A 20,813-nucleotide genomic window follows, 5' to 3' on the forward strand; every position below is an offset into this window, starting at 1 on the left:
AGAGGAGTGTTTTTTTAAATGAATCCAGTACTTATATCAGTCATAGTAATGATTGGGTTGAGTTTAGCCAATCTAAATGTAATTTTAGCGTTATTAGTAGCAGCAATTGTTGGGGGTTTAACTGGTGGTTTGGGCTTAAAAGAGACTATGTCTACCTTAATTGGTGGCATGGGCGGAAATGCTGAAACTGCCTTAAGTTATATCTTACTTGGAGCTTTAGCAGTAGCAGTACAGCAGACAGGAATTGTAGCTTTAATCAGTAATAGTGAAGCTTTGAAGAGGATAATTGGTAATAAGAAGGGAGTATTTATCTTCTTATTAGCCATGTTTGCTAGTTTGTCTCAAAATTTGATTCCAGTACATATTGCCTTTATTCCTATCTTAATCCCACCATTATTGGGGTTATTTAATAAGTTAAAGGTTGACCGTAGAGCAATAGCTTCAGCTCTAACCTTTGGTTTACAGGCACCTTATATGGCTATTCCAGCAGGTTTTGGTCTAATATTTCATGGTATTATCCGTGATGAGATGGCAGCTAATGGAATGGATGTTAGTTTAGGTCAGATTGCTAGTGTGTTATGGATACCGACATTGGGGATGCTATTTGGTTTGATAGTAGCCATCTGCTTTACCTATCGTAGTAAACGTGATTATGAACTTGATGCAGTTCAACAGACCCAATTAGAGGTAGCAGCTACTACAGAGAATAATATATCTTTTAATAAAAGTCATGTTTTTGCTTTAGTAGCAATGTTTACAGCCTTAGCTATTCAATTAGCTTATGGTTCTCTACCTTTAGGAGCTTTAGTTGGATTGATTATTATGACAGTAACAGGCAGTATTAAATGGAATGACTTACATGATTTAATTGATGAAGGAATTAAGATGATGGGCTTTATTGCCTTTGTAATGTTAATTGCAGCAGGTTATGGAGATGTAATTAGAGCAACAGGTGGGGTAGATAGTATAGTCCAATCTGTTGTAGGTGGAATTGGAGGAAGCCAATTTATCGGTGGATTATTGATGTTGATCGTTGGTTTGGTAGTTACCATGGGGATTGGAACTTCTTTTGGTACTATCCCAATTATTGCAGCAATTTATGTACCATTAGCTCAAAGTTTAGGTTTTAGTCCTCTGGCAACAATTATCTTAGTTGGTACAGCAGGTGCTTTAGGTGATGCAGGTTCTCCAGCTTCTGATAGTACTTTAGGACCATCTGCTGGATTAGATGCCGATGGTCAGCATGACCACATCTGGGATACGTGTGTACCGACCTTCTTACATTTTAATATTCCTTTGATCTTATTTGCTTGGATTGCAGCACTAGTAATCTAATCGTCTTTCATTTAAAAGAAGTAGCAGAAATTTCTGCTACTTCTTTTTATATGTGTCCACTAAATTAAAATTACTAAGAAATAAATGCAAAGCTGCTATTATGGCACCAAATGAATCTGCAATAAGGTCTAGATTGGTATCTATTAATCCATTTTGATGCTTTGTACTTGAATTTATCAATATATCAAATAAAAATTCAATTATTTCAAAGATTGTTCCCAAAGCAATTCCCAGTGTAATTACAAAAATAACTCTATAACAATTTGATTTATAAGAATTAGGAAATATCTGTGATATTAATGAATAAGCAAATAAAGAAAAGGAGTAGGTGCCAAAGATATGTAATAAGATATCAAAAGAAGGTTTTGTCTTATAGAAATTAAAGTATCTTCCTAAAGTAGAATCAGTGAGCATAGTTATAATTAAAATAATTCTGATGTAATTATTTAATTCTAAATCATATTTAAGCTCTAAAAGAATATATATTATAAAGAGAGAAGTAGCAACGATTATACCTTCATATCTATCTCTACCAGCTTTAATTAGCAGAAAAATAGTTAAAATTTGTATAACAATAAAGAATAAGATGGGAGTTAAGGTCATCTTTTTATGTTGATTCAAATTAAAACCTCGCTTTAACTATCTGAATTTAGATATTAGTAATCTAAATAATAGAAGTAAAGAAATTATCTTTCTTTGTATTAATAATATTGCCTTAATTTCAATCCGTCATTCAAAAGTTTTAAGTAGGGCTATAGTTAATTTTGGATAAAAACTTTCAACTGGAGATTATACAATTAAGGAATTTTTAACTTAGAAGTTTGACATAATTGGTATAAGTTGTTATAATATAGATAAACACTACTGATAACTATTAGCAATAAAGCTACATATATTTATAAGGGGGAATTAAAATGGGTGAGGTAATTAAAGTTGGAACAGAGGTTGAAGATTATACCTTTAAGACTCAATATGATAAAGAGATTAAATTAAGTGACTTTAGGGGGAAGAAGGTGCTCTTATCCTTCCATCCTTTAGCATGGACTGGAATCTGTGCTAATCAGATGAGTGCTTTAGAGGAGAATTATGATAAGTTAAAAGAGCTCAATACAGTGCCTTTAGGGTTGAGCATAGATTCAATTTATACTAAAAAAGCTTGGGGGGATCATTTAGGGATAGAGAAGCTTTTGATGCCTGCTGACTTTTGGCCCCATGGAGACTTTGCTCAGAAGATGGGGATCTTTAGAGACGAGGATGGGTTCTCAGAGCGTGCTAATATTATCTTAGATGAAGAGGGTAAGGTTATCTTTACTAAGGTCTATGAGATCGGGAATCTGCCTGATTTGAATGAGGTTCTTGATTTTCTTAAAGATAATTAAATATTTCTGTAAAAAGAAGAACTGCTACCTAAGGTAGCAGTTCTTCTTTTTATTATATCCTGTACTTAGTTAAAATTTAATCAATGGAGGTTATTCTATACTATCAAGTGGTAGTTTAAAGTAGGTTGAGATTATAACTATAGCTATAAAGACAAATCCCCAGGCTACTAAAGGTCTTTTGTGGTGAATCCTTAGAATAGAAAAGGTAATTATATTAAAGACAAGAGAGTAGCCTAGATGCCATCCATTATGATAAGAGATCGCTTGGCAAGGAATAGATATCAGCTCGATTAATGTGTAAAATAAGACCCATGTCAACATATAGATTATTTCTTTCTTTCCCTTAGGGAGATGGCTTAGATAGAGCAAGGTAGTACAGGGAAAGATAGTAAAGCTAACGGCTATAGAGATTAATGTATTATTAGGTAGAAGCCTTTCGATAATCGGTAACGGTTCAAATTTCCATAAAGGATAATTATAATAGAGCAGGTTATAAAGCAGGCTACAGATGATAAAAAAGAGGATAGAAGGGTAATATAAGCTCCAGTTTCTCCAATCACTCCATTTATAGGCACTATAGATAAAGATGATAAACAGAAGAATTCTAAACATAGTAATCCCGCCTAATCTAAATTAATTGTAATACTGTTAGAGCAAACTCATTAATAAGATTTGCTAATTTCAAATTAATTATTGCATAATTTCAAAAAATAAATTAGAAAGAAGGAGTTTTGATAGCAAGGAAGAATTAAATAAAAGAGTCGTCTGACGTCTAATGATATTACATATTAATATTTATTAAAGATTAAGTTTAAAAATAGCTTGAATGAATTAAGCTATTGGTAGTAACTAAATAATTTTTTACTACTAAAAATCAATTGAGGGGGAATTAAATTATGCCAATTCATGTAGAGGCTAAGGAAGGTCAAGTAGCAGATATTGTATTATTACCAGGGAATCCAGAGCGTGCTAAGTATATGGCAGAAAAGTTCTTGGATGATCCACAACTATATACAGATTATCGTAAGATGTATGGATATACAGGAACTTTTAATGGGGTAGAGGTATCCATTCAAACTACAGGTATGGGGGTACCATCTATCTCTATTGTTTTAGAAGAGCTTAAGATGCTAGGGGCTAAGACCTTGATTCGTGTAGGTACCTGTGGAGCTTTATCCAATGATTTAGAGGAGGCTGATGTGATAATTGCCCAGTCTACAGCTACCATTGGAACTACTATCAATCAGATAAGTCCAGATATTACTTTAGCACCACCAGCAGATTTTGAATTGATTAAAAACTTATATGAGAGTGCTGTTGAATTAGAGATGCCAGCACATGTAGGTCAGATTGCTACTTCTGATTATTTCTATGGTAAATCTTCAGATTATGGAGAAGATTTGAAACGCTTAGCAGAATTAGGGGTATTAGCTGTAGAGATGGAAACGGCAGCTTTATATAATATTGCTGCTAAATATGGATTGAGAGCAGCTACTGTACTTACTGTATCAGACCATGTCTTTAAAAAGACTAGAGCAGATAAGTCTAAGATTAAAGAAGGTGTAGATAGAATGACCGAGATGGTCTTAGATACTGTAACTAAAATTTATGGATAATTTCATAGTAAAACTCCCCTGCTAAGCAGGGGAGTTTTAGTGTTTAGAGACTAAGTCAGTTGACTTGATAGATTACCCTCAATTCAGTTTTAAAAGATTCCTCTGTGGCTTCTTTTATCCTCTCAAGATTAATCTCTTCTTGGTAGGTAGAGATATTACTTGGTTGAAGCTCCTTTAATTGATAAATCCCAACTAGCTTAAAAGAAGAGAGTTTTAAAAGGACATTTAACTTAGCTGTGCTATTATTTAAGGCTTCTTGAAGTAGCTGATTTTGATATTTTAGAGGGTCTTTAAAGGTATAGTAAGCTCTATCAATTTTATAAGAGAAATCATCAGGCTGATTATAAGTTACTCTGCTATTAACTGGATTGAGATCTTGAATATTATCTACTAGCTTATTTAAGTTGTCTATTAGATTATTATCTAATTTAATCTTTAAGTAAGTAGTACCTCTGTAAATCTCTTTAGAGAAGTGATTAGCCTTATCTAAATAGCTAACTATCTCAATTTCACCTTGGATGATCTCTATATTATTAGAAAAGAGCTCTTGGAGTTTACTAGTTAACTTCTTTATTTCTTCTCTAAACTGATGATTTAGCCTTGATTTATTACTACCTTCACCATTTATCTCTAATCTGATTATAGCCTGGTCAGGTCTTAGAGTGATTTCAGCTGAGCCTATAGTGGAGATATTCTTAAAATCTGTTTCTGCTTCAAGAGATGGTGTTATGATTAGGTTTAATAGGATTATTAATGTCAAAATTATAATTTTTTTAATCTGTCTCACCTCACCTTCTGTAATTATACTTCTTGCTTAATTTTATTATAATATATTTAGCTGATAAAAGCCATTAGTTGCTTTAAATTAGGATTATAGACTTTGTTAGTAGAAAGCTGAGAGAATAGAATGATAATGGGACATTTTAGCTATTGGCTTCTAGCCGTTAGCTAAGAACTTATACAAGTGGCAAGTAGCCAGAAGCTAGCGGCTAAAATGTCTTAATATATCCATTAACCGATAATACATCATATATTTAAATTTAGTTATATACATTAAAGTTATTAAGTGAGGGATATTAATATTAAAAAGTGGAGGGAGAGAAGCTATGACGACTAAAGTAGTAGTAATTGGTGCTGTAGCAGCTGGGGCAAGTGCAGCAACTAAGGCTAGAAGAGAGGGTGAGTATGCTGAGATTATTGTCTTTGAAAAAGGACCCTACGCCTCTTTTGCTAACTGTGGATTGCCATATTATGTAGGTGGGACTATTAAAGAGAGGAAGAATCTATTTCAGGTAAGTAATGAATACTTCCATAAACGCTTTAATATAGATTTAAGGGTCAACCATGAAGTAATCAAGATTAATCGGGAAGAAAAATGTGTAGAGGTGATCGATCACCAGACTGGGGAGAGCTTTAAGGAAGCTTATGACAAATTGATTGTAGCTGTTGGTGGAGAGGCTGTTAAACCACCGATAAAAGGAATTGATAGTAGAAAGATATTTAGTCTGTTAACCGTTCCAGATGCCGATAAGATTATGGAAGAGTTGAAGAATAAACCAGAAGATGCTGTAGTAGTAGGTGGTGGATACATAGGGGTTGAGATTGCTGAGGAGTTACAGCGCAGAGGGCTAAAGGTTACTTTAGTTGAGATGATGGATCAGATTATAGCTCCTTTAGATAAGGAGATGACGATGCCATTAGTCCAACATCTAGAAGAGAAAGGGATAGAGGTTATCTTAAATAATGGAGTGACAGAGTTTCAAGAAGAAGGAGATCTAATAAAGGTTATTCTACAGAGTCGAGATGAGATTGATGCAGATTTTTTAATCTTAGCTGCTGGAGTAAGGCCGAGATTAGAATTGGTTAAAGATGCAGGGCTTAGGGTCAGTGAAGTAGGAGTTGTTGTCAATGAATTTATGCAAACAAGTGACCCAGATATCTATGCAGCAGGAGATATAGTTGAGAGTACTCATCTAGTTACTGGAGAGAAGGTTAGATTTGCTTTAGCTGGACCTGCTAATAAGCAAGGTAGAATTGCGGGAGCTCATGCTGTTGGGAATACTAAGAAGAAGTTCAAGGGGGTTTTAGGAACTAGTATTGTCAAGGTCTGTGATTTTACTGCTGCCAGCACTGGGTTGAATGAGAAGGAGTGCCAAAAACATAAGATTAGCTATTATCCAGTCTATCTTAATAAAGGAAACCATGCTGGATATTACCCTGGGTCTGAAATTTTAACAATCAAGCTACTTGTTGAAGAACAGACTGGCAAACTATTGGGAGCTCAGTGTATAGGTAGACAGGGTGTAGATAAGCAGATTGATGTCTTTGCCACTGCTTTACAGGCCAAGATGACTGTAGAGGATTTAGAGGACTTAGATTTAGCTTATGCCCCACCTTATTCTTCGGCAAAGGGACCAGTAGTTATGAGTGGGATGATTGCATCTAATCATTTACGCTATGAAACTGATTTAATCAGCCCCCATGATTTAAAGCTGGCCTTAGAAGCTGGAAAAGATATTCAGTTACTAGATGTTAGAACAGCTAGAGAGTATAAGCAAGGTTATATAGGTGAGGCTAAACATATTCCTCTTAATAGTCTAAGGGAGAGGATAGGAGAGCTAGATCCAGCTAAGTATACTGTTGTCTACTGTAGAAAGGGATATCGAGGCTATTTGGCTTATAAGATTCTAGTTGCCAATGGTTTTGATACTGTAGAGAACTTAACTGGTGGTATCTTAGCTTGGAACCTCTGCAGTGAAGAGAAGGAACTTTTAATTCAAAATCTATAATACTTAAGTTGTATTTATGGACTTGACAAATTCCTCCCAATAAGTTATATTATAACCATACCCCCTACCTGAGGGGGTTAATAAAAACCTTATATATCTCATTATCTAGATATATAAATATATAATTCATTTTAGCATAGGAAAATCAAAGTTATAATATTATTATCTTAAAGGGAGTGGGTAAGATGAGACAGAAAGGTTTTTTAGGGTTTGTAGGAAAGATAAGTTGGACTGTGATTGTAGCTTTTTTAATATTGGGTTGGCATTATCCGATTATAGGTAGTGTGGCTTTAATTTGTATGATAGCACCACCACTTTTGGCAGTATTAAAGGGTGGTCGAGTCTGGTGTGGAACTGCCTGTCCTCGAGGGAGCTTTAATGATAATATCTTAGCTAAAGTCAGCCGGAGTGTAAATATTCCAAGAGTTTTTAGAACTGTATTCTTTAGGGTAGCTTTTTTTATCTTTTTGGTTTATAATTTTATAGATGGAATAATTCAGGCTAAGGGGGACTTAATTAAGATTGGTTATGTATTTTATAAGATTATCTTTATCACCACTGCAATTACTATTTTATTAGGGATTATTTTTAATGAGAGGACTTGGTGTTCTTTCTGTCCAATGGGATCTCTATCAGCATTAATTACTAAAGTTAAGCGTAGATTAAGAACAAGACCGAAGAGAATAGTTGTAGATAGAGATAAATGTGTAGATTGTAAACTCTGTGAGAAGGAATGTCCAATGGGTTTAAAGCCGTATGACTTTACTGGTGATAATGATAAGGATTTAGATTGTATCCACTGCCAAGAGTGTGTTTATAAGTGTCCAGTAAATGCTTTAGATTATAAATAAATCACAATATATAAGAGTTAGACATATAAATTATTAAAGAGCTAATAATTTTTTTGACAGATAATATACTTTTTTGTTACAATAGCTAGTGATTAAGGTTATTTTATAATATCTTTAATCTTGGATATATTAATTAATAACTTGAAAGCAAGGAGTGATATAATTGCCTTTTGATATTTTATTTGGTAGTGAAGTAAAGAAGATATCTCCTAAAGAGGTAGAGGAGAGGTTAAGAAAAGGTGATATACAGATTTTAGATGTAAGATCAGAGGAAGAATATAAACAAGGACATATTCCTAACTCTATTAATATCCCTTTAAGTGAATTAGAGAATAGATTAAATGAGCTAGATAGGAGCAAAGAGATAATTACTGTATGTGCTTCAGGCGTAAGAAGTGATAAGGCTGCTAGAAGATTAATGGAGATGAGATTTGATATTGTTAAGAATATGTCTGGTGGTATGATGGCTTGGGAGGGTAAGGTTGTTAAATAATTCAATCTTAACTAGAAGGAAGGTGGAATTCCACCTTCCTTCTAGTTATTTTAGATTTAGAATATAGAGAGTGTTTTCATCAGCAATTAAATCATCTTCTAATCCATAGATGTACTTTAACTCCTTCATAGCTTCTTTGGTCTCTTTGCCAAAGCGTGCATCTGTATAACCTGCATTTAATCCATGTTTTCTTAAGGTTTCTTGTAAGAGTAACACATCTTTTCCTTTATCTCCATATTTAAGAGGAGATTCAATTTCAATAGGATCTCTTTGCCCAACCACTTTTACCCTAGTACCTATTTTGACCCAAGAGTATAAGATGTTCACATCATTGTTATACATTCTAATGCAACCATGGCTAGCATTGTAACCAATGGAGCTTGGTTTATCAGTACCATGAATCCCATAATTCCCCCAAGGTACATTCAACTTCATCCATTTATCCCCAAAGGCACTTCCATCCCACATATCTAGCTTTTGAATGATTCGCCATTCACCTACAGGTGATCTGCTAGACCATTTTCCTACAGCAACCTTAAAAGTATGATATTTGGAACCATCTGAATAAACCGTTAAAGTCTTATTTGTGGTATCAACTAGAATAGATACCTCTCCTGGGGGAGGCATTATCTCATCTTCTGTTGTAGAAGTTTGATTGTTGAAATATTTGTTTAAACTGATCCAGAAATCTTTATCGACTATACCATTACTATCCAAATTATTAGCATATTGAAACCTCTTAACTGCCAGATAAGTATCCCAATCATACAAAGAATTAAGTTCTCCTTGATAGAAGCCTAGGATTTTAAGCTCTAATTGTAATGCTCTAATATTATCATCTTGGATTGGCGGGTAATGTAGTGAGATTTTATGATAATCATAACAGCTACAGGTGTCATCATCTTCTGTGGCATAAGTATTTAAGGGGAAGGTTAATAATAAAAGAATTAGCGATAATATAATAAGAATTTTAACCTTCATTTTTTCATCTCCTAAAATGTATAAATTTTTAATTGTGAGACGAGCTAAGTATATAAGTCTAATATTATTATATACATCGAAGGCTTTTATTATAAAACTTAAATGATTAAAATTTAGTAGTTAGAAGTGATCTAAGATATAAACTGCTAGTGAATTGAAAAGAGTAGTTGATAAATCGTAGAAGTAGAGGATAGGTGCTCAAAGAAATTAACAAGATCCAATCTTTAAGCACCTAATTATTAATTTTGTGAATTACCTTCAATCCTATTCCAGTGGAATAGATAGATAGGTATTACTAAGAGTAATAGTAGAATTGATTTGGTTAAGCTTAAAACTATTCTTCTCTTTCTATTATACTCTTCTTGTGCTTTACGCTCTTCATTCTTCTCCTTAATCATCTCTTTTATCTCTTCTTTTGATAGCTCAGGAAAGTCCTTTTCGTATCGTAATTCTTTTTCTAGATAGACATCTGGTTCAATATATTGGTGTGGATAAATAATATCTACAATTGTATCACCTAAAGAGACTATGGCAAAGATGAATAAGACTACACAGATTAAGCAGACTCCATAGAAGTATCCATTTCTAAAATTTAGTTCAGGCATCTGTTAACCTCCTTTCTTAATATTATCTTATAAGTTAAGCTAGGTAGATACAATAGCAATTATTAGGGATAAGAAAAAATGATATAATAGATAGGTAATGCGATACTTTGTTTATAGGTAGACAGGTGGGTAGGAACTGCCTAACTACCTAAATTTCTAACTCCTAACCACCAAAGAAAAAGTGTCGCAATATACCTATTAACTGTTACTAGATAGTTGAATTCAACTCTCATAATTGAGATGTTAAGCTTTGATATTAATCTATTTCACCACCTCTTTAATCACCCGTTCAGCATTCTTATAGAATATCTTTTTAATTTCATCTTCACTAAACTTTGCTTTTTTAAGAGCAGAGTATAACATATCCATCTTAGCAATATTTTCAATCTCTAATTCACAATCGATCCCATCAAAATCAGAGCCTAAAGCAATGCTATCAATTCCACCAATCTGATGAATATGTTTGATGTGTTTGACGATATCAATAACTTTACTAATCTCTTTATCAGCTAAAAAATTTGAGGAGAAGTTGATTCCTATAATTCCGCCTTTATCAGCAAGAACTCTAATCATCTCATCATTTAGGTTTCTAGAATGGCCTTTTAGAGAACGGCAGTTAGAGTGGGAGGCTATAAAGGGTTTAGTAGATAATTTAGCTACATCATAAAAGCCTTGGTCTGATAGATGAGAGACATCAATTAGCATACCTAGCTTATTCATCTCATAAACTACCTCTTTACCAAAGGAACTAAGCCCTTTAGAGCGATACTCTTCTTTTATATTTGGGTAACCTATAGCATTGGGATAATTCCAGGTAAGGGTAATTAAACGGACTCCTAGTCTATAAAAATTTCTTAGATTGGCTAAAGAGCCTTGCAAAGCTTCACCCTCTTCAATAGTTAGAAAAGCAGAGATCTTATTATCTGCTTTATTTTTGACCAATTCCTCATAGTTATGAGCAATTTTGATTCTATCTTGATTCTTTTTAAGTTCCTGATAGAATCTATCAAGCATTGCTAGGGTATGTTCAAGGGGATTAGTCTCTATCTCCTCTAAATCTAAAAAGAGGGCAAAAAATTGGGCTAGAGAACTGCTCTTCTCCAGTTTTTTTATATCTACATGAAAGTTATTATCTGCCAAACTAGCTTTTTTATCCTCTGTAAAGATACGATAGATTGTATCACAATGTAAATCAATTAATTTCACTTAAATCCACTCCTTATTTGTTCTAATATATTCATTAAACTTAGAATTAAATATGACATTATAGAGAGATATTAAGACAGTAACTAGTGATGAGTAATAAATGACGAGAGGAGATTTTTACTCGTTACCCTTTACTTGTCACTGATTACTAAAGTGTCGCAATATCCCCATTTAGCTTAACTTTAGTCTTGGACTACTGTGATTATCCTTAAATTATAACATTAATTTATTCATTTGAGTATATAGTTATTATCTTTTAGTCAATAATAAAGTAGTGAAGTTGACAGATCTCACAAACAATAATACTGAAATTGACTATACATATTTTTAGAATTGAATTAAGGAGGGGTATGATGAGAGTTAGTCTACGAATTCACTATGATAATAGTTATAATTTAGAAGAGCCTATACTATCGGTTTGGAAGGATGGGACTGGGAGAATGAGAAAGGAGATTAGAGCAAGTGGAAGTGATGAATATGGAGTCTACTATGATGTTACTTTAAATAGATCTAGCTTTAACTTTAAATTTAAAGGCAAGAAGAATGGAGAGTTATTTTTAGAGGATGATCAGGCTAATCGTTTTTATAATGCAGGGTTAGGAGATGAGATCTGGTGTAAGGCAGGTTGGCATAATATTTATAGAGTCAGACCCTTTAGACCTATTGGAGATATCAGAGAAGTTTATGAAGGGATTAAGGATTTAATTCCACAAGAGAACTTCTATCTTCCTGATACCGATATCTCTGACTTGAGAACACCATCGATGTTAGGAGCCCATAAACTATTAGATGGATCAATTATATTTGGATTCTTTCACCCCAGAGCAGCTAAAGTCTATTTAGCTTCTAATATAAATGGGTTTACTGTTCCTGAGCACTGTCATGGTCAAAAATGTGAAGATCGAGAACGCTTTATTCCTATGGGCTTATACCGTGGTTACTATAATCAACCAAATATTTGGTGGGTTAGAATACTTGCTGAGGATATCAAGACGGGAATTGAGGATATAGAGTATAAGTTTTATGTACAAGGAGGTATTGGCGGAGATGAAAGGTGGGTACATGATCCTTATACTAGAGTTTATAGTGATAATTATAAATTTGATAACTGTATTATTGTTGACCCTACCCAATATAGATGGACAGATCAGTCATGGAAGACTCCTGATCTTAGTCAGTTAATCATCTATGAATTAAATGTATATGGATTTACCGATGGCGATTCAGATATTTCTTTAGATGATCAGAGCACTTTTCGTGGTATCATCAAAAGAATCGAGGATGGATACTTTGATGAACTAGGGGTAACAGCTTTAGCCTTGATGCCTACCTCAGAGGCTTGGAGCCATTTTGGCTTGGGCTATGATCCTTGTAGTTTTATGTCAGTAGAGAAGGACTTTGGGGAGCCTGATGACTTTAGAAGATTGGTAGATACAGCCCATAATCATGGATTGGCGGTGATTATCGATCAGGTCTTTAATCATACTTCTAATCAATTTAATCCTTTATGGCAGTTAATTGATGATCGTAGTGATGCAGGTGGCTTTTATTTTTCAGGAAATACACAATGGGGAAACAAGCTAGCCACTGGCAAGGATGAAGTTGATAATATGTTGATTGATGCTTGTAAATTATTCATCAAGGAGTATCATGTAGATGGTTTTAGATTTGATGCTACTCATACCAATTATTTAGATCATAAGCTTTTATATGAAATTCAGCATGAGATTAGAGATAAAGACTTTAAAGCTGATGCGATCTTGATAGCTGAAAATCTACCTAATCAATCTGATTTAAATTTTGATGGATATAATGGCTATGCCCAATGGAGTGACTTTTTCCATGATAAGATTAAGGCTTTATTAAGAGAAGGAGTCTTTAGGGATTGGTGTGATAACAGTCCTGAAGGTATGGGAGATATATTCTATTTCTGCAAAAATCACTTTTCAGCACATACCAACAATGTAATTAATTATAGTGAAAGCCATGATGAAGAGAGTGTTAAATATGAGATAGAAAGTAATAATATCTATGATTGTAATATCAAGGATAGAAAAGCCAGATTGGCAATGTTAAGCACTATAGTTGCGTTAGGGCAGCCGATGATTTATATGGGCCAAGAGTTTGGAGTCAACAGAAGTTCTAATAATATCGATATCAATTTAATTAGCCCTGATCCTAATTGTCCTGATTATGATTATAATCCTTTTTATTACTGGACACAGAAGCTGATTAATTTAAGAAAAAAATATAGTGCTCTAAAGATATCTGGCTACAATCCAGTGGTAGAAGGAAAGTTTGATTGGGTTTTGGGACACTGGTTATCTAAGCGGGAAGGTCAAAACAGAAGGGTGATTGGCTGGAGGACAAAGCATCAAGCAGAAGAGATGTTAGTCTTACTTAATTTTGAAGGTCATGACGTAGAGGTAGATTTGAATATTGGTTATTCTAGTAAATGGTTGAAGCTAGCTGATATAGAAGGAGTATATGATCAATTTACTGCAATCCATTCCAATAACTTGATAGAGATGAGAGATGGTACTTTTAGTTCCTTTGTACTGCCATACTATAGTGGTTTTATTTATAAAAGGGTATAGAATAGAAAAGGGCTAGTTTTAGTCCTTTTTTATTCTATAAAAATTCAATATTATCTAGTGCCTTACATATGTAACTAGAGTGGTACAATAAAATGATTTAGGAAAGTAAAGGTTATTTAAATAGAGGGATTTAATCTTTAATGTCAAAAATAAATAAAGAGGCTAACTGACTCAAATAGTATCAGTAAATAATTCATCATTGATAGGAGTGGAAAGATGTTTATAGGAAGTTTTCTAAAATTGGTGGAGATTCAGACCAAAGTTGCCAGCCTAATTCCCTTCTTAATAGGGACATTATATACGTTATATCGTTTTGATCACTTCAATTTAAAGAACTTTATCTTGATGTTAATCTCTTTAGTAGCAATTGATATGGCTACAACGGCTATTAATAACTTTATTGATTATAAACAGGCTAATAAGACCCATGGCTATAATTATGAAAGCCATAATGCTATTGTCAAGGATAAACTCAAAGAGAGTACAGTTAAGGCTATAATATTAAGTTTATTAGCAATCGCAGTTTTCTTTGGCATTATTCTAGTTTTTAATACAAATTTGCTAGTGCTATTTCTAGGGGGAATCTCCTTTGGAGTAGGGGTTCTTTATTCTTTTGGTCCTCTACCTATCTCTCGTACACCTTTAGGGGAGATATCCTCTGGATTCTTTATGGGCTTTGTAATAACCTTTATCTCAATTTATATCCATCTTTTCGATCAGAATCTTGTTTCCTTATTTTATGAGGGTGGGATTTTGAGTATTAAGCTAAATCTTATGGAGTTAATTTATATCTGGTTGATTTCTATACCTTTAGTATCTGGGATAGCTAATATCATGCTGGCTAATAATATCTGTGATATTGATGATGATTTAGAGAATAATCGCTATACTTTGCCAATCTATCTTGGTAAGAAGAGGTCATTACAGTTATTTAAAGTCCTCTATTATCTAGTTTATCTAGACCTAATTGTTCTTTTAGCTCTAAGGGTTATACCCATGACTTCATCACTTACGTTTTTAACTTTGCTTCCTGTAAAGAGGAATATTGAATTATTTGTAGAGAAGCAGAGTAAGAAGGATACTTTTATCCTAGCAGTGAAAAACTTTGTGTTGATAAATTTTCTTCAAATATTGACTTTGACTTTATCGATAGTTATTTAAAACATAAATAACCCACTACTAGTACTAGTAGTGGGTTATTTTAATGTCTATTGATATAAATCTTATTCTTTTTATCAAATTTGTTTGTCATTTACTATATTAAATCAATTAAATTTTATGCTTTGTGCCAGTATAAGAACTGATACAATATATCCATGAAAAAATACTTTGATATTTAAAGTTAACTAGGACAAGGGGTAAGTTTTAGAATTATGTAAGTAACATTGTTATCAAAAGATTGCTTATGTTTATTTTATCTGTTTATATTTCCTATAATTGTGATAATAATCAATAAAGGACAATGATAAATTATGTAGAAATCAACATATAATAGATGGTAAAAATCATAAAATAATGAGTTTAAATAATTTTAACAAATAAAGGAGGAAAAGCCAAGATGAACAAAATTAAAAGTAAGATAACATTATCGATTTTATTAACCTCATTAATTATTGCTTTATTGGTAGGGGGAGTAACTTTATTTAATAGTCGTGGAATATTAAAAGAGAAGGCTGAAGAGAAAGTAAGGGGTTTAACAAATATTTATGGGATGAAATTGGATGAACAAATAGCAAAAACAGAAGAATTAGTAAAGCAGTTAGAGAATATAGTGGTACAGAATATCAACTTAGAGGAAGTAGCCAATAATCCTGTTAAGATGGATGAGTTTGAAGATGAAATCAAAGATACATTTTTAGGAGCAGCAGAGGCTGCTGATGCAAAATCTGGTTGGATTATTTTTGATTCAAAAACAGTCCAAGGAGGTCATAGCCTCTCTTTTGTTCAAAAAGATGGGAGATTCATTAGAGCTGATGAGTATGATATCTATCAAACGGGACATAGCGAAGGAGATTGGTGGAAAAAAGCAGTTGAAAATGGTAAGAACAGTTCTGACCCCTACTTTTGGGAGCCATATGGTGGAACTATTGTCTCCTTTTCTAAAAGGGTAGAGAAGGATGGTAAGTTACTAGGAGTAATAGGTTCTGACTTTATGTTTGATGAGTTTAGAGAAAGTTATAAAAATAAGAAGATTTATGATTCAGGATACCTTATAATTGTAAATAAAAATTTTGATTTCTTACTCCACCCTGAGTTTGAAGGTAAGAATTTCAAAGAAGTTAGTAATGGGCAATTAAAAGAAGTAGGAGAGCAGATAGAAAATAGTGATAAAAAGATGGGTACAATATATTATAGTTATGAAGGTAATGAAAAAGTGATGACCTATTATAAGCTATTAAATGGATGGACATTGGTGGGTTCAATTCCAGTTAAAGAAATGTTTGCTTCATTACGGACAACCACTACATTAATTGTTTCTTTAACTATTATAGCTTTAATTTTTGCTACCATTTTTGCTTTTTGGATTTCCAATAAATTATCAAATCCACTAGTAGAAGTGACTGAAAAATTTAATAAGATGGCTAAAGGAGACTTTACTAATACTATTAGTGAAGAGATTACAACTAGAAAAGATGAGATTGGAGATTTAGCTCGAGGGTTTAATAAAACTACTAAGAGTATAAGAGTGGTTATAAGTAGTATTTTAGACTCTGTAGAGAATTTATCAGCCCATAGTGAAGAGTTATCTGCAGCTTCACAAGAAGGGCATGCAACTACCCAAGAGACAAATGAGCTAATTCGAGGTGTATCCGCTAGTATTGAAGAGATTATAGATAGTACTCAACAAGTAAGTAGTTTTGCTGAAGAATCCACTAACCAAAGCCAAACTGGTAGAGAGAATATTGGGGAGACTATATTCAGTATAAAAGAGATTAATGATGTAGTTAAGCAAACAGTTTCGCTCATTAATGATTTGGACAATAATTCTGAAGAGATTGGTCAGATTATTGCTCTGATTAATGATATAGCACAACAGACCAATTTATTAGCTTTAAATGCTGCTATTGAAGCTGCTAGGGCAGGAGAGCATGGGCAAGGTTTTGCAGTAGTGGCAGAAGAGATTAGAGAATTAGCTGAAGAGACTACTAAAGCAACTAAGAATATCTCTTCTCTAGTAAAGATCACTCAACAGAGGTCAGCAACTGGTCTAGAATCTATTAAACAGGTAGAGCTTAAAGCAGAACAGGGAGAAAAAATTGCTCAAAAGGCAGGAGAAATCTTTAATAAAATCAATAATACAACTGAAAAAACTTCAACTCAGATCCAACAGGTTGCTGCTTCAACTCAAGTGTTAGGAAAAAATAGTGAGCAGATAATACAATCTGCTGAGGATATAGCTACTATGTCTGATGAAATAACTAATTCATCTCTAGAGTTGACAAATATGGCTCAGAATTTGCAGAGTCTAGTTAGTAAATTTAAGGTTTAAAGATAAAAAACATCCTACCTAATTTTGAAAGGCAGGATGTTTTTTATCTTTATTTAGCTTTCTTCTCAAAAGTATTTTTCACAAATTCTGCCAACTCGATTGAAGCTTCAATCTCAGCTTTGCGAATCGATAGACTTTCAATATTACAGCCGATTGGAATTCCTTTTTCTAAGGCATAATCCAATAGCTCTTTAAAGTTTTTCTTAGAGGAATTAAGAGACTGCTCTAAAATATCCTCAGAGTTAAGCAGATCATTTTCTAGCCATTTAGCTATATTTATGCCTAGCCATTTCATAAACTCTAAGGTCTTCTTTGAACCACAAGGGGTAAAGGTGAAGATGATAGGAACCATTTCTAGATTATTCTCTTGACAATAATGATAATAGTCTGATAAGAAGTTCTTAGAGTAATCTAGGTTATAGACTGCTTGTGATACGAAGAATTTGCAACCACTTTCTACCTTAGAAAGTACCCGTAGGTGTTCATCCTCAGATATACAATGGCGTTCAGGTATCGTTACACCACCTAAAAGTAGCTTTGGATTTAATTTCTCTCTTAACTCATAAGCCTCTCTTAACTTTAAATTGACATCTTGCTTTTTTGAGGCAGCACCTACAAAGACAGAGAATCTATCTGTCTCAATATCTGATGTAAGCCATTTTGAAAATTGATCTTTGCTATATTTTCCTACACAACGATAGACGATTTTTGGTATTTTTAATTCATCTAGATAGTTGCTGCTATAGATAGCAGGGTCGACTGTTGGTAGAAAGGGAAAGGGTCTCTCCTCCTTGACTCTATCACTCTCATCTTGAATATCATAAAGAACTAATCCATCTATCTTAAGGTCTTTAATTCGACTTATCTGCTTTTGTGAAATCTCTGCTATTTTATCACTACTATTCTTCTCCTTAGGTGGTGTTAGACCATATAGTATTATTCCTGATTCTTTATTTAGTATCTTATCTTTTAAACTCATTATTCTCTTCTCCCTTCTCGATTTTAGTGTGAGTGTGAGAAAATAATCTTTTACTCACACTCACACTACTAACTATTACTAACTAATTTTTTTGCGGTTTTAACTGCTTCAACAGCATTATCAGAATAATATGCACCAATACTATCAGCATAATCCTCAGTCACTACAGCTCCACCGACCATGACTTTAATATTAGAATTGCTCTCTTTTAACTTAGCTGTAATCTCTTCCATTCTTGGCATGGTTGTAGTCATCAAAGCACTTAAACAGATGATGTCAGCTTTTTTAGCTAGGGCGGTGGAGATAATAGTTTCATTGGCGATATCCTTGCCCAAATCAATTACTTCAAAGCCATTATTTTGGAGCATTATCTTAACGATATTCTTACCGATATCATGGACATCACCTTTAACTGTGGCCATAATGATTCTACCTTGATTCTCCTTGCTTCCTTCTTTCTCCAAGATTGGTTTAAGGATAGCAAAGGAGTTCTGCATCGCTTCAGCACCAAGCATCAATTGTGGTAAGAAGTAGATCCCCTCATCATACTTATCACCAACCTCTTGAATTCCTGGAATTAAGGCTCGATTAATGATCTCTAAGGCAGAGTGATCATCTAATGCTTTTTTGATATTATCGCTAATATTGTCTTTATCACCAGTTAGTACCTGTTGTTGAATCTGAGTTAAAATATTCAACTCAACTTCTTTTTCTTCCTGTTTAGTATCTTTTTTTTCCTCAGCTTCTTTATTTTGACCGTAGGCTTTTAAATACCGCTGGCTAGATACGTCACGGTTGACTAGGATATCACTAGCCATCAGAGTAGCTTTCATCTCTTCAATAGTGGGGTCAAGAATAGGGGCATTTAATCCAGCTTGGATTGCCATTGCTAAAAAGGCTGTATTGACCTTCTTTCTATCAGGTAATCCAAAGGAGATATTACTGACTCCTAATACAGTAGCAACCCCTAACTCTTCTTTGATTAGGCGGATTGCTTTAATCGTTTCTTGCACGCCTTCTTGTTGGGCACTAGCAGTCAAGGTTAGAGCATCTATTAGGATATTCTCCCGTTTAATCCCTAGTTCTAAAGCTCTTTCTACAATCTTACGGGCAACCTGTAAACGCCCCTCAGCAGTCTTAGGGATACCATCTTCGTCAAGGGTTAAGCCTAAGACACAAGCACCATACTTCTTAGCTAGAGGTAAGACACTATTTAGACTCTCTTCTTCACCATTAACCGAATTGATGAGGGGTTTTCCGACTACAGTCTGCAAAGCTGCTTCCAAAACTTCAGCATCGGTAGTATCTATACAGATTGGCAGATTAACGAGGTTTTGAACTGTGGTAATAGCCTGTTTGATTGTAATTACCTGGTCAATTTTAGGAACTCCGACATTAACATCTAAGATATCAGCCCCTGCTTTGGCTTGAGCTGTTGCTTCTTGGGAGACTATATTCATCTTGCCTTCCTTCAGCTCAGCTGATAACTCTTTACGACCAGTTGGATTGATTCTCTCTCCAATGATACGGGTAGGTAGGTTATCAGCGATTACTACTGTCTTGCTTCTACTAGCCAGTTTAGTCTCAGCCTGATGATTTTTTGATTTTGGTTTTAACTTCTTAACCTGCTCGGCAACCAGTCTAATGTATTCAGGAGTGGAACCACAGCATCCACCGATAATATTTGCTCCTGCATCTACGAATTTCTTAAGGTAACTTGCCATCTCACTAGCTTTCATTGGGAAGATAGTATTGTTATTCTCATCTAAGATAGGAAGCCCAGCATTTGGTTCTACTGAGAGGTAAGTGGAGGTGTTCTTACCTAAAGTTTCAATAATTTTTAGCAATCCTTCAGGACCCATACTGCAGTTGGCTCCGATAACCTCAACGCCAAGACCTTCCAGAACAGTGACAGCAGTTACTGGATCAGTTCCAGTCATAGTCTTTAAGCTTTCTTCATAGGTTAAATGGCAGATAATAGGTAAGCTAGTATTTTCTTTAACAGCAATAACAGCTGCTCTAACTTCCTGTAAATCGGTCATGGTCTCAATGCTGATTACATCTACTCCAGCATCCTCCAGAATTTGTGCCTGTTCAGCAAAGATTTCATAAGCTTTTTGGAAGCTAAGGTCTCCTAAAGGTTCTAAAAGCTTTCCAGTAGGTCCCATTGAGGCAGCAATAATTGTATCTGAATTAGCAGCAGCTTTAGCCAATTCTACGGCTTTGCGGTTAATCACTTCAACCTCTTCACCTAAACCATATTCATCAAGCTTGATTCTACTGGCACCAAAGGTATTTGTTTGAATAATATCACTACCAGCTTCAACATAACTGCGATGAATTTCAGTTAGAATCTCTGGATGGGTCAAATTTAACTTCTCAGGGCATTCTCCTACCTCTAATCCTTTCTTATGTAACTCAGTTCCCATTGCACCATCTAATACTAAAACTTCATTCTTCAATCTCTTCAATAAACTACTCATCTACTAACT

Annotated in this window: 17 protein-coding genes; 9 read left to right on the forward strand and 8 right to left on the reverse strand. The window is 34.1% G+C overall.

Annotation, left to right across the window (positions count from 1 at the left end; all coding sequences use genetic code 11):
* Positions 1 to 18: 18 nt before the first annotated feature.
* Entirely contained in the window at positions 19 to 1,335 is a 1,317-nt protein-coding gene (locus BX659_RS07325) for a Na+/H+ antiporter family protein (protein WP_097017469.1), read from the forward strand.
* A gap of 36 nt (positions 1,336 to 1,371) precedes the next feature.
* Here BX659_RS07325 and BX659_RS07330 read toward each other — a convergent pair whose 3' ends face one another.
* Positions 1,372 to 1,956 carry a hypothetical protein gene (locus BX659_RS07330; protein ID WP_097017470.1) on the reverse strand — a complete coding sequence of 195 codons (585 nt, stop codon included), beginning with the start codon at positions 1,954 to 1,956 and terminating at the stop codon, positions 1,372 to 1,374.
* Between the two features lie 293 nt (positions 1,957 to 2,249).
* Here BX659_RS07330 and BX659_RS07335 point away from each other — a divergent pair, with 293 nt between their 5' ends.
* Positions 2,250 to 2,714 (forward strand): redoxin domain-containing protein, encoded by a 465-nt coding sequence (locus BX659_RS07335; RefSeq protein WP_172431860.1) that lies wholly within the window; start codon positions 2,250 to 2,252, stop codon positions 2,712 to 2,714.
* 90 nt (positions 2,715 to 2,804) lie between these two features.
* On the opposite strand, the gene BX659_RS18805 is transcribed toward BX659_RS07335, so the two are convergent.
* A complete protein-coding gene (locus BX659_RS18805; protein WP_143786656.1) occupies positions 2,805 to 3,326 on the reverse strand; it encodes a CBO0543 family protein in 522 nt (173 codons plus the stop codon).
* Between the two features lie 284 nt (positions 3,327 to 3,610).
* On the opposite strand from BX659_RS18805, the gene BX659_RS07340 reads away from it, so the two are divergent.
* Positions 3,611 to 4,330 (forward strand): DeoD-type purine-nucleoside phosphorylase, encoded by a 720-nt coding sequence (locus BX659_RS07340; protein WP_097017471.1) that lies wholly within the window; start codon positions 3,611 to 3,613, stop codon positions 4,328 to 4,330.
* 55 nt (positions 4,331 to 4,385) lie between these two features.
* On the opposite strand, the gene BX659_RS07345 is transcribed toward BX659_RS07340, so the two are convergent.
* Positions 4,386 to 5,090 (reverse strand): SIMPL domain-containing protein, encoded by a 705-nt coding sequence (locus BX659_RS07345; protein WP_181186428.1) that lies wholly within the window; start codon positions 5,088 to 5,090, stop codon positions 4,386 to 4,388.
* A 346-nt stretch (positions 5,091 to 5,436) separates the two neighbouring features.
* Between BX659_RS07345 and BX659_RS07350 the strand changes: the two genes are divergently transcribed.
* The 3 genes from BX659_RS07350 (at position 5,437) to BX659_RS07360 (ending at position 8,463) form a co-directional block, all read left to right on the forward strand.
* On the forward strand, positions 5,437 to 7,119 hold the full coding sequence (locus BX659_RS07350) for an FAD-dependent oxidoreductase (RefSeq protein ID WP_097017473.1): 1,683 nt from the start codon (positions 5,437 to 5,439) through the stop codon (positions 7,117 to 7,119).
* A 185-nt stretch (positions 7,120 to 7,304) separates the two neighbouring features.
* Positions 7,305 to 7,970: a 4Fe-4S binding protein gene (locus tag BX659_RS07355; RefSeq protein ID WP_097017474.1), complete on the forward strand. Its 666-nt coding sequence runs from the start codon at positions 7,305 to 7,307 to the stop codon at positions 7,968 to 7,970.
* Positions 7,971 to 8,133: 163 nt separating this feature from the next.
* Positions 8,134 to 8,463 carry a rhodanese-like domain-containing protein gene (locus tag BX659_RS07360; protein WP_172431862.1) on the forward strand — a complete coding sequence of 110 codons (330 nt, stop codon included), beginning with the start codon at positions 8,134 to 8,136 and terminating at the stop codon, positions 8,461 to 8,463.
* A gap of 45 nt (positions 8,464 to 8,508) precedes the next feature.
* On the opposite strand, the gene BX659_RS07365 is transcribed toward BX659_RS07360, so the two are convergent.
* The 3 genes from BX659_RS07365 to BX659_RS07375 all read right to left on the reverse strand — a co-directional run bounded on the left by BX659_RS07365 (position 8,509) and on the right by BX659_RS07375 (position 11,255).
* A complete protein-coding gene (locus BX659_RS07365) occupies positions 8,509 to 9,444 on the reverse strand; it encodes a L,D-transpeptidase family protein (RefSeq protein ID WP_097017475.1) in 936 nt (311 codons plus the stop codon).
* 239 nt (positions 9,445 to 9,683) lie between these two features.
* A complete protein-coding gene (locus BX659_RS07370) occupies positions 9,684 to 10,049 on the reverse strand; it encodes a hypothetical protein (protein WP_097017476.1) in 366 nt (121 codons plus the stop codon).
* Positions 10,050 to 10,310: 261 nt separating this feature from the next.
* Complete coding sequence (locus BX659_RS07375) at positions 10,311 to 11,255, reverse strand: dipeptidase (RefSeq protein WP_097017477.1); 945 nt, start codon at positions 11,253 to 11,255, stop codon at positions 10,311 to 10,313.
* 353 nt (positions 11,256 to 11,608) lie between these two features.
* Between BX659_RS07375 and BX659_RS07380 the strand changes: the two genes are divergently transcribed.
* From BX659_RS07380 to BX659_RS07390, 3 genes are all read left to right on the forward strand, one after another.
* Positions 11,609 to 13,852 carry an alpha-amylase family glycosyl hydrolase gene (locus BX659_RS07380; RefSeq protein ID WP_097017478.1) on the forward strand — a complete coding sequence of 748 codons (2,244 nt, stop codon included), beginning with the start codon at positions 11,609 to 11,611 and terminating at the stop codon, positions 13,850 to 13,852.
* A 216-nt stretch (positions 13,853 to 14,068) separates the two neighbouring features.
* Positions 14,069 to 15,013 (forward strand): 1,4-dihydroxy-2-naphthoate polyprenyltransferase, encoded by a 945-nt coding sequence (menA, locus tag BX659_RS07385; RefSeq protein WP_097017479.1) that lies wholly within the window; start codon positions 14,069 to 14,071, stop codon positions 15,011 to 15,013.
* A gap of 397 nt (positions 15,014 to 15,410) precedes the next feature.
* A complete protein-coding gene (locus BX659_RS07390) occupies positions 15,411 to 17,342 on the forward strand; it encodes a methyl-accepting chemotaxis protein (protein ID WP_097017480.1) in 1,932 nt (643 codons plus the stop codon).
* Positions 17,343 to 17,391: 49 nt separating this feature from the next.
* Here the strand turns inward: BX659_RS07390 and BX659_RS07395 are convergent, their stop codons facing one another.
* On the reverse strand, positions 17,392 to 18,321 hold the full coding sequence (locus BX659_RS07395; RefSeq protein WP_097017481.1) for a methylenetetrahydrofolate reductase: 930 nt from the start codon (positions 18,319 to 18,321) through the stop codon (positions 17,392 to 17,394).
* Positions 18,322 to 18,389: 68 nt separating this feature from the next.
* Positions 18,390 to 20,804 (reverse strand): homocysteine S-methyltransferase family protein, encoded by a 2,415-nt coding sequence (locus BX659_RS07400; RefSeq protein ID WP_097017482.1) that lies wholly within the window; start codon positions 20,802 to 20,804, stop codon positions 18,390 to 18,392.
* Between the last annotated feature and the right edge of the window lie 9 nt (positions 20,805 to 20,813).

The sequence above is a fragment of the Orenia metallireducens genome (assembly GCF_003001995.1).
Lineage (GTDB): Bacteria > Bacillota > Halanaerobiia > Halobacteroidales > Halobacteroidaceae > Orenia > Orenia metallireducens_B.